The following is a 14,748-nucleotide window of genomic DNA, read 5'->3' as shown; positions in this document are numbered from 1 at the left end:
GGGTGGGTTTTTTTTTTGTGGGGCGCCCCGCCGGGGGGGGGCCCCCCCACACGGTCGGGGGGTTTTGGGGGGGGGGGGGGGGGCGCGCCGGGCGCGGGCGGGGGGGGGGGGGCGCCCGGCCCCCGCCCCCCACTACCGCACCGGCCACCGGCCGATGGGAGAGACGGGCTTCGACGAGCGACTCGGCCACTCGACGCGTCGACGCGGGAGCCAGGTCGGTCGGGACCGAACAGGCCGGTGGGTCGGACGGTTTCGAACGTCGTCTCCACCGGAGTGGTGAGAACCGATACCGGGCAGTGAGTGTCGACGGCAGCCTGCTACTCCGAGTAGCGCATCGCGGCCTCCAGCGCTCTCGTCTCCGAGACCGTTACCGACAGCCGTGGGTCTATGGTGGAGAAGTGCAGGCATTCATCGTCAGCCTGGCCTTTGTCGCAGGGACTCTCTTCTGTTCATATCTGGCGTCGTTGGGGTTCCGCGGTGTAGCGACGAGCACCACCGAGGGCTACGGCGAAGATATACCCGACACCACTCTCTCCGATCCCGTACGCCGCAGAAAGCCGAACAACCTGGTTGCGTGGTGCGAAACCGCTGCGGCGATCCTGTATGTGCCACCCGCCGCCTACGCATTGTGGATAGCCTTCGATCCGGAAGGTCACATCCCACTTCCGGTGTTGATCGGCTTGGCTGTCTACGGACTGACCGTGTCCACGCTCGTCGGCTATCCCGTGGAGAAGATCAAACAGTAACCCGGCCGTGGCAATCCGGGTGGCGATCAGAGGCGCCTATCGGCGGAACCTGTTCACGGTGCTGCTTACGCACCGGTTCGCGGGACACCTGCCCCACCACTACCCTGACACCCGACTCCTACGACCGGCCGGTTCGGACGCAGGCGGCGTGCTCCGGCCGATCCCGGCGACCAACCGGTCGCCGGGCCGACCCTGCACGAACGCCGAGTGGAGAGGCATTGATGAAGAAGGCCTGCGTGATCGCGGCAATGTCCCTGGCAGCCATGGGTTTCGCGGGGGCCACGGCCGCCGCGCTCCCGTCCGGCAGCGCCGATCTACCCGGACTCCCGGGCGCGCAACAGCCAGGCCCGCCCCCACCGCCGGACGGCAAGAAGGTCGGCGACCCGTGCACCCCCGGTGGCGGCGTACCGGGGCACTACGAGTGGGTGCACCTCGACGAAGATTCCGCCGCCCACTACGGCACCGAATGGATGTTCGTCTGCCAGGCGGACTGATGTTGTGAACGCGGCGGTGAGGTATCTGTCGCACCGCCGCCAAGTCGGCCGGGAGCTCAGGCTGTTTCGAGCGTGGTCTCGACCGGTGTCGCACCGGTGGTGACGTCCAGTACCGGGCAGTGGGCATCGACGGCGGCCTGCAGTTCCGCATACCGCTGGGCGGTCTCTGGCCCGGTGATCCGGACCCGGACCCGCACCGCCTGAAACCCGGCACGAACCCGGTCGTCGAAGCCGAAGAACCCGCGCACATCCAGATCGCCTTCGGCGTCGATCGACAGATCGTCGACCACGATCCCCAGCCGCTGCGCCCAGAACCGGTAAGTCACGATCTGGCAGGAAATCAACGCACCCAGGTAGACCTCCACCGGATTCGGCGCGGTGTCCTCCCCACCGAGCGCCGCGGGTTCGTCCACCCGCAACCCATGAGCACCCGCGGTGATGGCGCTACCCACCGTGCCCTGCGGAATCCCCGATACGCGGAATGCCACCGCGGCATTCGCCGGATCCTGTGCCACCGCGTCGGCAGTGGCAGCGGTGATGTCGTTGAGCGAGGAAGTTCCGGCGGTCATGGCCGTGACGTTAAGTTCCGGCGCGGACCCGGGCCAGAATTGCGCTCGTGCTGAGGCTAATCGGAGCTACCGGCACCGAACACCGAGCTCAATCACGCATGAGCAGATAGTGAAGCCGGAGCGCCGTCGCACGACCGAGCGCCAACGTGTGGTCGGTGCGCAGCAGGTTCGCGCCGTCGGCGAACACGTGGAACTCCTCATGGATCGGAATCCGCGCCGCCCAGCACCGATCACCCTCGACCACCGTGACATAGGCACCGTCGGCCCCGAACGCACCCGGCGGCGACACCAGGCGCAACGCCCCACCCTCCCCGACCTCCGGCCGCAGGAAAACCTGCACATTCCCCAACGGCAACGGAAACGACACATGCACACTCGGCTGATCGGACCCGGGCAGCCGCGAGACCCGATAGAACCCGCTGTAGATGTACTCGCCGGAACTGCGGATTCTTCAGGGCTCTGGCCACTTTCGGTAGTGCCGGTGAGGTGACTGCGGCACGATGGCCCAGTGTGCGATGTGAGTATTGGTGCCGGCGCATGTTCCGGGAACAGGTACCCGGCGTGTTGGAGCACCGTCAGCGGTGCACTACTCGGTTGACCGGGCAGATGCGTGCGGTGGTGCGGGATCTGGCCGGGCAGGCCGCGGTCCGAATGGTCGGGCGGTGGTCGGTGTGGATGATTTGACCTTGCTGCGCCGTCACCGCTATGCCACCGTGCGATCGACCGCGCGACCCACCAGCGTGTTGATGTTCTGCCCGGCCCACCGCTCCGACACCCAGGAAAACTGGTTGCGGGAGCATCCCGGCGTCGAGATCGTCTTGCGTGACAGTTCGGCCTGCGGCCCTCACAGCGCGCACCACAGGCACGACATCCAACCCAAGTTTGATTTGCTCAAACATTGCTTGCAGCAGGTGTGGATCAAGAATAGGCGGAGCAGAGGCCGCATCAGAGATCCCGATGACAGAGCAGAAACGTCGGGAACGGGATCGCGGAGGAATCGCCGACAACACCTTCACCACCGAAAAGACCCCGAAGTGCGAATCTGAAATACTGATATTTTATCTTTATCGAATGTTCATTCGACCGTCGCACAAGCTTCTACCAGATTGCGCGGCCCACGGTAGGTCCTGACTCCGAGGGCATTTCAGAGTTACCCTCGAACGCTCAGCATTGCCCCAGCAACCGAGACCGTACCCCAATTCGGGCGTTGTCCGTCAAATTCACGGGGAGATCTGGCACTATCGGGACATCAAGGGGGTAACAGCAGTGCCACTCATGGCGATCACCAGGGCGACGTCCCCTTCCCGCCCGCCGGGGGAGGGTTGCCGCGACGTAACAGGAAACAGGACCGAGGAGTTTGGACCCGGTGGTGAACCACGAAATCGACCGCACCGACCTGCACGCGATGGTGCCGACGCCGCCAAGGCGGGACTCCATGTCGCGGGATCGCCTCAGGGTTGCACCGGCCGCCCGCCGACATTGACCACCGAACCCCCTCCACCACAGCCATTCTCGACATCTTCGAACCTCTGGAACGCCGGTCGAGATGCGATTCGCAAGTTCGCCACCTGCGATCCAGAACTCCGAGCACCTAATTGACCCAGGAAAGAGCATGAGCTATGGCTCCATGGACCCATGACAGCGGCCTTGCCGGCGAGGTCGACGCACAGTTCCGCAGGGCGATCGAGTCGTACGAGGCAAACAGCAACCTCATCACCGAGCATGCCAACCACGAGGAGATCATTCGGGTTGGCGGATACGCGAACCGGACGCTTCTAGAACTCGTGCAGAACGCCGCCGATGCTATGTCAGGCGATCACACCGACACAGGCAGGGTCGAGATCATCTTGGATCCCGACAACAGGGCACTCTACTGCGCGAACGCGGGCCGCCCCTTCTCGAAGAACGGTCTGGTCGCGATCGCGCATGCACACCTGAGTGGCAAACGAGGTGACGAGATCGGACGGTTCGGTCTCGGCTTCAAGTCGGTACTCGCTGTGACCGAAACACCTCAGGTCTTCAGCAGGTCGGTGTCCTTCGAGTTCAATTCACCCGAGGCGAAGAACGCGATCGCCGGTATCGGAGCCCAGGTCAAGCGATACCCTGTCCTGCGCACACCGACCCTTATCGACGCTCACGAACATTTCGCCGAGGACACCATTCTCGAAGAGCTCTCAGAATGGGCGACAACCGTCGTCAAGCTTCCCGATGCAATGAGCCTCAACCGGCTTCGGAAGGAGATCGAGTCCTTCTCCTCGGAATTTCTCTTGTTCGTCAGCTCCGTACGAGAAGTGAGGCTCCGCGTACTCGGCGAAGACGGTTTCGAGACGAGTCACGTGTCCCGGGAGCTCGGGAACGGCCTCTTCAAGATCGAGCGTCCGGACGGCACCGGAGACGAGTGGCTGGTCGAAGACCGGATGCATTCGCCGTCTCACAAGGCCCGGAAAGAAGTTGGTGAGGCCGTCTCACGCTCTGCGGTCAAGGTTACCGTGGCCATGCCAGTGAACCACGCTCAGCTCCGCCTTGGGCAATTCTGGTCGTACTTCCCGCTCCAGGACCAGACGTCGGCATCCGCGCTGTTCAATGCGCCGTGGAGCGTGAATGACGACCGCACCACTCTGCTGCGCAACGACTACAACCGCGAGATACTCAGGACGCTGGCCGAGATGTTTGTAGACCTGTTGCCCCGCCTCAGTACCCCCACCGATCCCGCTGCTCACTTGGACTACCTGCCCGCGCGTGGGCGCGAGGAGCGTTCGTTCGGCGACACCGTCTTGTATGCGGCAATCCCACGCCAGTACGCCAGGGTTGCGTTGATCCCCGACGCGCACGGAGCGCTCGCGCGAGCCGAAGATATCCGTCCACTCGATCCTCGGACGGAAGTCACGGTGAATGAAATCGTACATCGCGCATGGATCGAGTCGCCCAATACGGGCAACGATGTGCCCCACTGGCGTTGCTACACCTCACCTCAACGAGTGACACGCCTGCGCGAACTGATGGCATACGGTTTCGATCCCGGCGTTGCGGAGAGCGATGACCACGACATGAAACGCGCGCTGGAGAATATGCCTACACGTGGGATCCTTTCATGGCTGAGGGAGTGGTCGGAAGGCAGCGACTTCACCTCTGCTGCCAATGCTCTGAAATTCATTCTGAACCAGAAGAACCCGTCCGGGTTCGCGCAAGCAAAAGTGATCCCGACCACGGCTGGACTATGTGGATTGCACAACAAGGACAGTGTCTTCCTTGAACGCGAAGAAGATATCGACATCGAGGATGCCGAGTTCGTGGAACCTCTATTTCTTGCGCAGCCGGGAATCAAAGCCTTGCTACTCAAGGAGGGCTTCCGAAACCTCGATCCCATTGCCATTTTCAATGCTCGTGTATACCACTTGTCGGTCGACCCCGACGACCTCGAACTGTCCCGACTTTGGGACGCCGCACTCAACCTCACTGTCCAACAGGCGGTAAGCGTGATCAGAGACCACTCCCGAACGGTGGTCAAAGTTCCCACGTGCAACGGCAGTTGGTCGTGGCCACAACAGGTCATCGACATAGACGAACCTCTGGCTGCGGAGTACGCCTACTTGCAGCTCGACCGGTCACGATGCGTTCCCGACGTCGCGCACGCCATCGGTGTTGTCCGCGAGCCCCTCGGGAAATACAACATCGAAGACGAACCGCTATACGATCAATACTGTTCCTCGGTCTTGAAGGCCGTCAACGAGGGCCTCGGCCCTGGCGAGCGTCCGCTCGACCGGATTTCCGTCCAACCGAGGCACGGTGGATCACCGGGGCCGTTTTCCATGCTGATCCTCCTCGACGAAGCCCAAGCATCGTTCCGACTGCGCGTTGCGTGGACATACAAGCTCCTCGGCTTCGGCGATGCGGAATGGGACTGCGAGGACCTCGACTCGGGCAACGTATTTCCCGTCCCCTCCCCGGTGCGGTGGGCCTTGGAAAAAGCTGGTCTGGTGGATTCATTGAAAGGAATCCGGTATCCCGGCGAGGTGGTTGCACCATCACTGACGAAATATGGGGAATTTCTGCCCCTGTTCACCGGTCCGCGGCCACTGGTAGATATTCTGAACCTCCCCGACAAGCTCGAGGAGGTACCCCCCGAACTTCTACGAGAAGGGCTTGAGTCCGACGCTGTATCCGACAAGATAAGCGACTCAGTACTTACCGAGTTCATCGTTTCAGCCAGCCGTTTGGCATACCCTGGAAGAAAGCCACCTCGCATCCCCGCTCGAGTGGGACGTGTAATCGAATTACGGTCGACAAAGTCTGTTTTCGTGGCCGTGACAGACGAGGAACGCGAGTTCCTCGTCGCTCGGCAACGACCGTATTTGGTAGCCACAGAAAAAACCGTCGCAGACGTTGTAGAAACTGTGGGATGCCGAAAATTCGAAGATGCCTTCACATTCTCCGTTGTTTCGGAAGGACAGCAGGCCGGAGAGTCGATACTCGACGTACTCACTGGACTTCGGAACACCGCTGCAGCCGATAGATTGATGCCCGCAACAGTCACTCGTGCTGCAAACATCACGAAGTACACCACTACGGAGCATGGTGTTGAAGACAAGTCACTCGAGTGGCACCTGGCGGATGGAGTGCAACTCTTCATTCAGAGCGCCACCGGTGAGGAGCGTGTGCTCAAGATCGTAAATGAGGCATTCGAGCTGAATTTGAGCAATGCCGAACTCGCCAAAGTTCGCCAGGTCGGCCTGGACCATCGCCTCGAACAAGCCCGCCAGGCCGCCCAGGCTGCGACCACCGATGCAGAGCGACTTGAGATCTACTTCGGCGAAGACGACCTACGTGAGGAACTCCCCAGAGGGCTGTGGCAAGCGCTCGAAGCTCAGGACCTGGTCGATTCCTCAACTTCCATCGGGGAGCTGCACCTAACGGTCCGCGGCTCGGATTCCATCAAGTTTCTTGCGGAACTTTTCAGGCGGGAAGGTTTTCCAGACGTACCTAAGGAGTGGGCCGGCGGGGCCGCCACGATTTCCTGGCTCCGAAAAATGGGCTTCAGCGCCAAATACGCCGGGCGTAGAGCTCAACGTCAAGACGCCGAGTTCGTGGTTCCCGGCGTAACTGAACTCAGTCCATTACACGATTTCCAGGAGGAAATCAGCCTGAAACTGCGCGAAGTCCTTACAAGGCGTGATGAGAAGGGGCGTGCAAGCAAGGCCATGGTCGAACTCCCGACTGGAGCGGGTAAGACCCGGGTCGCCTCGGAAACCATCCTCCGCCTGTTCATCGAGGGCGGACTGACCGGCAACATCCTTTGGATAGCTCAGTCCCAAGAATTGTGTGAGCAAGCTGTTCAGACTTTCAGTGTGGTGTGGCGCGGGATCCGTGCCGAACATCCGCTGACCATCGGTCGTCTCTGGGAAGGGAACGAGGTTCACCGTCCCGAAACAGAATTCGGTGTGATCGTAGCTACTGATGCACAGCTCGACGAAATAATCAGCAACGGCGACAGCGAGTACTCTTGGCTGATAGAGCCAGCCGCGGTGGTAGTAGACGAAGCACATCGCGCCGGCGATTCGGAACGCTACACCAGAATTCTGACTTGGCTGGGTGTCGCGGGCCGAGGGTGGGAGCGACCACTGGTCGGGTTGTCAGCGACGCCCTTCAAGGGCAGGTCCGAAGCGGGAACACGAAGTCTTGTCAGCAGATTCGGTGACACCAAGATCAGCGCATTCGATGACAACCCCTACAAGATCCTGGCCGAACGCGGATTCCTGGCCCACGTAGAACATGATGTGCTCCCCGGCGCTGAAGTGGCGCTCTCGAGGGAGGAGCGTAACCAAATGACGCGTATGGGGCGCGTTAATCAAGGTGTCCTGGACAGGATTGCCAAGGACCGGGCGCGTATGTCGGTTTTGCTCAGCCATATCCTGGACCAGGATCCGGAGTGGCCGATACTGGTGTTCACTCCGAATGTCCTATCTGCCCAGGTCCTTGCGGCGATGATTCGTTACCAGGGTCGCAGTGCAGCATCCGTCAGTGGTCAGACGGGGCGACAGGAACGCCGAGAGATCATTCAGCAGTTCCAGGACGGTGAGATCCGTGTGCTTACCAACTGCGATGTACTGATCCAGGGGTTCGATGCGCCTGGTGTCCGCGCGCTCTACATCGCGCGTCCGACGTTCAGCCCCAGCGCATACATCCAGATGGCAGGGCGCGGACTTCGGGGGCCTCTGAACGGCGGCAAGGAGAAATGTCTCATCGTCGACATGGACGACAACTTCGGTGATATCAACGATCTGCTCGGCTTCCGCGAGTACGAGGACCTGTGGAACAGGGGGGCAGAATGATCTTGATTCCGGACCTGCCGGAGATTCTCCGAATCGCCGAGAGCGAGGCGGAACGTCGAGTCGCCTCGCTCCTGCATCGGATCGCCGGCCCGCCGGATACCGTGGCGTTCTACTCGGTGAAGTTGCGGTCACACGCGTATAAGCAGCAGGCCGAAGCGGACTTCGTGATCCTGTGGGACAACATGATCATCGTCGTAGAGGTCAAGGGCGGCGGTGTGAAGAAGTACGACGGAGTCTGGTACTCCGTCGATCGCCGAGGGGATTGGAACAAACTCACCTCGTCCCCGGTGGACCAAGCACGCTCGGCAATGTTCGCTCTGCGCGACATTCTCCGAGGTGAAGGGGTCGGGTGGTTCGGTCACGAGGCGGTCGTCATCACCCCTGACATCGATGCGCCGCCCCACTCGATCGAGTGGAAGTCGACTCACTGGCTGGCGAAGGACAATATGGGCGTCGGCGCTTTGACCGACGCATTCGCTGCGATCGCCGAGGCGAGACGAGAGGCACCGTACGGCGAGAAGATGGCCCGCAGTCAGGATCTCCGGGATCGGCTTTTCGGCGAGTTCACCCGTATGCCGGTGATCGATGCTCAACGAGGCGCGGTGCTGGAAGAGCAGAACAGAGCCACCGAGGAACAGGCGCGAGTGCTCTCATCGCTGGCCCGGAATCGTAGAATGCTGGTGCTGGGAGGTGCCGGAACCGGAAAATCACTGGTGCTTGCCGAGGCGGCCAAGCAGGAGGCGAACGCCGGCCGGTCAGTTCTGATCACCTTCCATTCCCCTGCCCTCACAAAGCTTTTCACGCCACTCATTGCAGACAGGGACATCGACCTCATACCGTTCGACGAGTTGACGGACAGCAAGACCTACGACGTTGTTCTGATCGATGAAGCACAAGACCTCATGAACGCCGAGGCTATGGATCGGCTGGACACGGTCATGGCAGGCGGCCGTTCCGATGGCCGGTGGCGTATGTTTCTCGATCCGAACAACCAGGCCCATGTCGATGGCCGCTTCGACCAAGATGTGTACGACTTGGTCGAAACCGAGGCTCCGTCGTTCGACCTGCAACGGAACGTTCGCAACACGAAGGCGATCGTGCATGTGGTCCAGGAGTATCTCGGCGCAGATGTGGGCGATCCGGGAATCGTCCACGGCGACAGAGTTCAATGGCGGTGGTCCAAGGGTGCCGCTGACGTCGAGCAGGCGGCAGAGGTTGCGCGCCGCCTGATCGGCGACGGATGCTCGCGATCGGGGATCTGGATAATCAGCGCCTCTTCAACGGCGGAGCCCTCGTCTACGCACGACCGGATCACGGTAACCAGTCCTCGGTACACCAAGGGGCTGGAAGCAGAGCACGTCATCGTGTGCGATCTGCCGGAGGACTATGACGACACGGGGATCGCTGCCTTCTACGTCGCGGTAACGCGTGCGCGCGTCTCCCTTCACATCCTCGCATCGGTCAAGGACAAGCACCGCCTTCAGGGACTTCTTCGACGGCAAGGGGCAGCGCAGTGACCCTCACCAGCGGACAGAAGCTCGCTCTCGACCACCTTCACGCCGCCTATGTCGGACCCGAGCACGGCGAAGACGAGGTGCTGCAGAACAGACCGAATCTGCAGTACTCGATCGGGATGTTGTTCCCCGTCGAGTCGACACCGCCGCCCTCGGAGGCCGCAGACGAAGGCGCCGCTCTCTCCTCAGCGGTCCCGACCGGCGATGTCGAGGAGGACGGTGCCGGCGTCCCGTTGCCTGAGGACTGGCGGCCCTCTTCCATCGCGATCTCGTTCGTGACCGATTCCGATACCGCCGTCTGCGACTTCTCGGGAGGTACGTATGAGGCGATCGCCGACGATGGGCCGCCTCGATGGCGGCGCCGCCCGTCCGAATACTCGGACGTAGTAGTCAACGCCGACCGACCGCCACAACGGTTTACGGCAGGACGAGTACCCTTCGAGATCGGATCACGCTGGCGACGTTGCGGTGACGCGCACCTGGTCACTGTCCATGTACGACTGACCGAATCCTCGACCGGTAACGACAAGCTGGACATCGACCGCATGCTGTTCCAGGTCGAGCTCGCGGTCCGCACCGCCGACGGCGGTCAGTTCATCGAATACGACACACACCGCACCCTTGATCTCGACGAGGAGTCCGCCGAACTTCGCCTTCGCTATCGGAACCGCACGGTCTACGCCGTAGGCCACGGTATGGCCGCCGATTGGGAATCCGAATCTGGCCAATGCACCAAAATATTCCTAACACCGCTCCCGTCCTTCATAGTTCCGGGCGTAGAAACCACCGGATTCGATCCAGACACGGAGGAAGCCCGTGCTCTGCGTCTCGACCTGCTGTCGCGTATCGACAGCGAGCCAGACGCGGTGCTACCGATGCTCGACGCGTTCGTGGCCGCGTTCTCGACGTGGGTGTCGGTTCAGGAGTCTCGCGTCGAGACATTCGGCGACCAGGCCAAGGTCGCACGTGACATAACCGACCGCTCGCGGGTCGCGGCTGACCGGATGGCGACAGGGGTAGAACTACTGCGGAACTCGGGTCAGCCAGCTGTCCGCGCAGCATTCGCGCTCGCGATGGCGGCCATGAGACTTCAGATGCAGCAGGCTGCCGTAAACCGGGGCAATACTCCGGGTGAGCCGGCCTGGCGCCCCTTCCAGCTCGGGTTCTTGCTCGTGTCCCTGGCATCGACCGTCGAGGAAGGCCACCCTGATCGCGCACTGGTCGATCTGATCTGGTTTCCGACGGGCGGCGGAAAGACAGAGGCATATCTCGGTCTCGCAGCGATCGAGATATTTCGACGCCGTCTTGTCCATGGTATGAAAGGTGCGGGTACAGCCGTTATTACGCGCTATACCCTGCGTCTCTTGACCGCCCAGCAATTCCAGCGCGCCGCCGCCCTCGTCTGCGCGATGGAGATCCTCCGCGGTTCCGATCCCAGGGTGAAGGGTATGGCCCGGTTCTCCATCGGTCTGTGGGTCGGCAACGAAGCAACTCCCGCCACGCGTCCCGATGCGAAAGCAGCCCTCGAACGGTTGCTAAAGGCAGCTCGACCCGAGGAAGCGAACAAATTCCAGGTCGAGAGCTGCCCTTGGTGTCTGACCCCGCTCGTACCGCGACAGAGGTCAGATGACCCGAGCCGGTACGGCATGAAATTGATCGGTCGGGACATCGTCATTCACTGCACGGACAGGAACTGCCATTTCGCCGCGGAATTGCCCTTGGCAGTCGTCGACGACCTCCTGTACGACGAACCTCCGACCATCCTCCTCGCAACAGTCGACAAGTTCGCGCGACTGCAGTTCAAGCCCGAATCCGGAAAACTGCTCGGACTCGATATGAGCTACCACCAACCATCCATGATCATCCAGGACGAGCTGCACCTCCTATCCGGGCCACTCGGGACCACGGTCGCCGTATTCGACGCGGTGATTCAGCTTCTGTTGAGCAAGAACGGCATCAGGCCGAAGATCGTCGCATCCACCGCGACCATTCGAGCCTCGCAAGAGCAGATCAAAGGGCTCTACGGTCGCGACGTCGCGCTGTACCCCCCGGCGGGTCTCGACGACGATACGACCTTCTTCTCGCAGCCGGTGGAGAATGGTGCAGGCCGTCTCTACGTCGGATTGATGCCCCAATCGCTGCCGCAGGTGACCGCACTGGTAGCCGCAGCGGCACCTCTGGCCGAACTGCCAACGGTCGTCGATGCGCAGCCGGAGCCGCCCAGCTCACGTGACGCGTACTGGACGCTGGTCATGTACCACAACTCTCTTCGGGAGCTCGGACGCACCGGCACCCTCGTCGTCGATGACGTGAACGGTCGCTTGGAGACTCGCGCAGAACGGATAGGGCTTCCACTGCGACGTATCCGAAAAGACAAGGTACTGGAACTGACCAGTCGCCGACGACCCGAGGAATTGCCCAATGATCTCCGGGAACTGCGTACGAGTGCGGACGATTCGACCGAAGCGATCGACGTGGTCCTTTCTTCGAACATGCTCTCCGTGGGCATAGACATCCCCCGCCTGGCACTCATGCTCATGGTCGGACAGCCCAAGACCACAGCGGAATACATCCAGGCGACCAGCCGTGTGGGGCGCGGTGACAACAGCGGGATTGTGGTGACTCTGTTCCGATCGAATCGCGCGCGCGATCGTTCACACTTCGAGACATTTCGCGGCTACCACGACGCCCTGTATCGCAGCGTGGAACCCACCAGTGTCACTCCGTGGTCCCTGTCCTCACGGCAGCGCTCTCTGGCGGGAGCCCTGGTCGTACTGATACGGCATACACTCCCGTCGCTCGCCGCCGACACCTCTGCCGGCATGCTCGACCTGGAGAACTCCGGGCTGGCAGAGGCCATCGACAAGCAGGTCACCCGCTTCCTCGAACTCGTGTCTCGATCCGACGCCATCGAAAAGGACGAGACCGAGGATGAGCTGAGGAGGCTTCTGCGGGATTGGGACCGGCGCGCCGCACAGGCCCGCGAGCAGAACTACCCCCTACGCTACGACCGCCGTTCAGGCACGGACGAATCCTTGTTGAAGCGATTTGGTCAACCCAACGAGGGGTGGCTCGTCGCTGACTCGATGCGCTCGGTCGAACCGAATGTCGCTGTGTCCGTACAAGAGCCACGTGAGGAGATTTTCCGTGGAGAAGATCAAGCATGACCTGCGGCTTTCGGAGACGATCACCCCGTTCGGTGTCGGCGCGATCGTCGACGTGCGCGGCGAGTCCCTCATCGCTCCCGACACATCGTGGTGGGATCGAAAACACTCGCCCCGGATCAGCTGTGATCGGCTCCTCGCACGACTCGGCCCCGGCGAACTGAGACAACCTCCGACGCATGCCGGCCGGGCAGCGAAGGAGACAGAGGGGTTGCTGTACTGGCGCTTTCCTGCCTGGCGGTTCTGCGAACGGTGTTCGAAACTCTCAATGCTCACGGGCAAATACAAGGGCCGCTGGACCAATACCTGCAACTGTGGCGGCGGACTCGTTCCCATGCGGTATGTCGCGGTCTGCACGAAAGGCAGCCACGTACAGGACATTCCTTGGTTCATGTGGGCGCACCGAGGTCGTGATGCCGACGTGACGGAGGAGGTCCGATTCTGTCGCGCCTATAAGGAGCTCACATTCGTCCGATCGGTAAAACACGGTGAGGGCCTTGCCTCGCTACGTATCAATTGCGGTGGATGCAAACGTTCGCGGCCGTTGTCCGAGCTCGTCGGGAAAGACGCACTTCACAGAGATGGCATCAGGTGTGGTGGGCGCCAGCCTTGGGAGGACGAGGAAGCTGCCAAGGATGTGTGTGACCACCACCTGATCGCCGTTCAGCGTGGGGCGACCGGGAACTATATCGCTGAGCGGGTCTCGGCCCTCGATATCCCGGAGGAGACGCCGCAGTCGGAGGAGTTGGCGTCGAGAGTCCGAAGCCACATCTACTTCGACAAAGTCGTGGCCGACAATGGCGGCCCGCAGGCGGAGGTGGTCGCCGGTTGGATCGCCGATGAGCTCGGCGTGTCGCCCGAAGCTGTTCTTGCCCTTGCCGCAGGCGAAGGTATGTCGGTGGAACAATCGATCGCCGGTCTGCGGGACGGAGAGTGGGCGGCATTCGTCAAGAAGATGGACAGCGGCCGGGACCGTACCGGAGGCGACTTCGTCGTAGACGGGTGGAAAGTGTCGGGCGAGACTCCCGGACCGAAGACACTGATCCAGGCGATCGCTGGGATCGGACAGGTGCGGCGCGTGCGAGAAGTCCGTGCCCTGCGTGGATTCCGACGACACTCCCCGGATTCAGCCCTCATCCACGTCGATCTCGGGCCGGACCAGAAAAGGCAACCGGTGTATCCCGCCATCGAGTTGTACGGCGAAGGGATCTTTCTCCAGTTCGACGAGGAGGCTGTCGCGACTTGGGAACGTCTCGACCCAGTCCAGGCCCGGGCCGAAATTCTGGGGAGACGTCGCCAAGAGGCACCGTGGACGCAGCGACTCGAAGTACCGACCCCCCGGTTCGTCGCCCTGCACACTCTCGCCCACCTCCTCATCCGTCGTCTGGCGTTCGCCAGCGGCTACTCGTCGGCAGCACTCCAGGAGAAGATCTACGCCAACGCAGACGGGCCAGATCCTATGGCAGGAATCCTGATCTACACTGCAGCAGGTGATGCTCAGGGAACCCTGGGAGGCCTCGTACGACTCGGTGAGCCGAAACGAATTATCCCGCTACTCACCTCGGCTCTGGACGATGCCGATGTCTGTTCCAACGATCCCGTCTGCATCGAAAGCGACCGGCAGGGCAGCGCTCACCTCAACCTCTCCGCTTGCCACGGCTGCACGCTCATCAGCGAGACGTCATGCGAATCGGGCAACCGTCTACTCGACCGTCAAGTGGTACTCGGCGGAAGCAAGGTTCCAGGATTCTTGGAGGCAGTACTACCTGAGGTGCGGCAGTCGCTCAGCACTCACATCGGAGGCTTCCTCGAGGTCGACTGACGGCGGCACGAGCATCGAAAGCCGAGTGGCTCGCGAGAATACATCTGAAACGCAGGATAAATCTGTCGTCTCCGCGTCGTAGCAGCACCGGTAGTGCAGCAACACGAGGA

8 protein-coding genes and 1 pseudogene are annotated in these 14,748 nt (G+C 61.7%); 7 read left to right on the top strand and 2 right to left on the bottom strand.

The annotated features are described in order from the left end of the window. Positions 1 to 398: 398 nt before the first annotated feature. On the top strand, positions 399 to 746 hold the full coding sequence (locus tag ACIA75_RS20685; RefSeq protein WP_397106272.1) for a hypothetical protein: 348 nt from the start codon (positions 399 to 401) through the stop codon (positions 744 to 746). Between the two features lie 221 nt (positions 747 to 967). After that, on the top strand, positions 968 to 1,240 hold the full coding sequence (locus tag ACIA75_RS20680) for a hypothetical protein (protein ID WP_397106270.1): 273 nt from the start codon (positions 968 to 970) through the stop codon (positions 1,238 to 1,240). Positions 1,241 to 1,296: 56 nt separating this feature from the next. On the opposite strand, the gene ACIA75_RS20675 is transcribed toward ACIA75_RS20680, so the two are convergent. Then, the gene (locus ACIA75_RS20675; protein WP_397106268.1) at positions 1,297 to 1,809 is read right to left on the bottom strand and encodes an OsmC family protein; all 513 of its coding nucleotides are present in this window, start codon (positions 1,807 to 1,809) and stop codon (positions 1,297 to 1,299) included. A gap of 88 nt (positions 1,810 to 1,897) precedes the next feature. Further along, on the bottom strand, positions 1,898 to 2,176 hold the full coding sequence (locus tag ACIA75_RS20670) for a hypothetical protein (RefSeq protein WP_397106266.1): 279 nt from the start codon (positions 2,174 to 2,176) through the stop codon (positions 1,898 to 1,900). 280 nt (positions 2,177 to 2,456) lie between these two features. Here ACIA75_RS20670 and ACIA75_RS20665 point away from each other — a divergent pair. From ACIA75_RS20665 to drmB, 5 genes and pseudogenes are all read left to right on the top strand, one after another. Further along, positions 2,457 to 2,645, top strand: a pseudogene (locus tag ACIA75_RS20665) (ISL3 family transposase); the annotation flags it as partial. 783 nt (positions 2,646 to 3,428) lie between these two features. Further along, positions 3,429 to 8,138 (top strand): sacsin N-terminal ATP-binding-like domain-containing protein, encoded by a 4,710-nt coding sequence (locus ACIA75_RS20660; RefSeq protein ID WP_397106264.1) that lies wholly within the window; start codon positions 3,429 to 3,431, stop codon positions 8,136 to 8,138. After that, complete coding sequence (locus ACIA75_RS20655) at positions 8,135 to 9,655, top strand: NERD domain-containing protein (protein ID WP_397106262.1); 1,521 nt, start codon at positions 8,135 to 8,137, stop codon at positions 9,653 to 9,655. The genes ACIA75_RS20660 and ACIA75_RS20655 overlap by 4 nt, the downstream gene beginning before the upstream one ends. Next, a complete protein-coding gene (locus tag ACIA75_RS20650; protein WP_397106260.1) occupies positions 9,652 to 12,819 on the top strand; it encodes a helicase-related protein in 3,168 nt (1,055 codons plus the stop codon). The genes ACIA75_RS20655 and ACIA75_RS20650 overlap by 4 nt, the downstream gene beginning before the upstream one ends. Beyond that, positions 12,800 to 14,638, top strand: a complete 1,839-nt coding sequence (drmB, locus tag ACIA75_RS20645; RefSeq protein WP_397106258.1) for a DrmB family protein — start codon at positions 12,800 to 12,802, stop codon at positions 14,636 to 14,638. Before ACIA75_RS20650 ends, drmB begins: the two co-directional genes overlap by 20 nt. Positions 14,639 to 14,748 lie beyond the last annotated feature (110 nt).

The sequence above is a fragment of the Nocardia sp. NPDC051750 genome, assembly GCF_044453135.1.
Classification (GTDB): Bacteria; Actinomycetota; Actinomycetes; order Mycobacteriales; family Mycobacteriaceae; genus Nocardia.
The sequence above is the reverse complement of the archived record's forward strand: the minus strand, read 5'-3'. Positions and strand labels throughout refer to the sequence as shown.

Coding starts and splice junctions, on each gene's coding strand:
- ACIA75_RS20680 (WP_397106270.1), top strand. CDS start 968: ATGAAGAAGGCCTGCGTGATCGCGGCAATGTCCCTGGCAGCCATGGGT.
- ACIA75_RS20675 (WP_397106268.1), bottom strand. CDS start 1,809: ATGACCGCCGGAACTTCCTCGCTCAACGACATCACCGCTGCCACTGCC.
- ACIA75_RS20660 (WP_397106264.1), top strand. CDS start 3,429: ATGGCTCCATGGACCCATGACAGCGGCCTTGCCGGCGAGGTCGACGCA.
- ACIA75_RS20655 (WP_397106262.1), top strand. CDS start 8,135: ATGATCTTGATTCCGGACCTGCCGGAGATTCTCCGAATCGCCGAGAGC.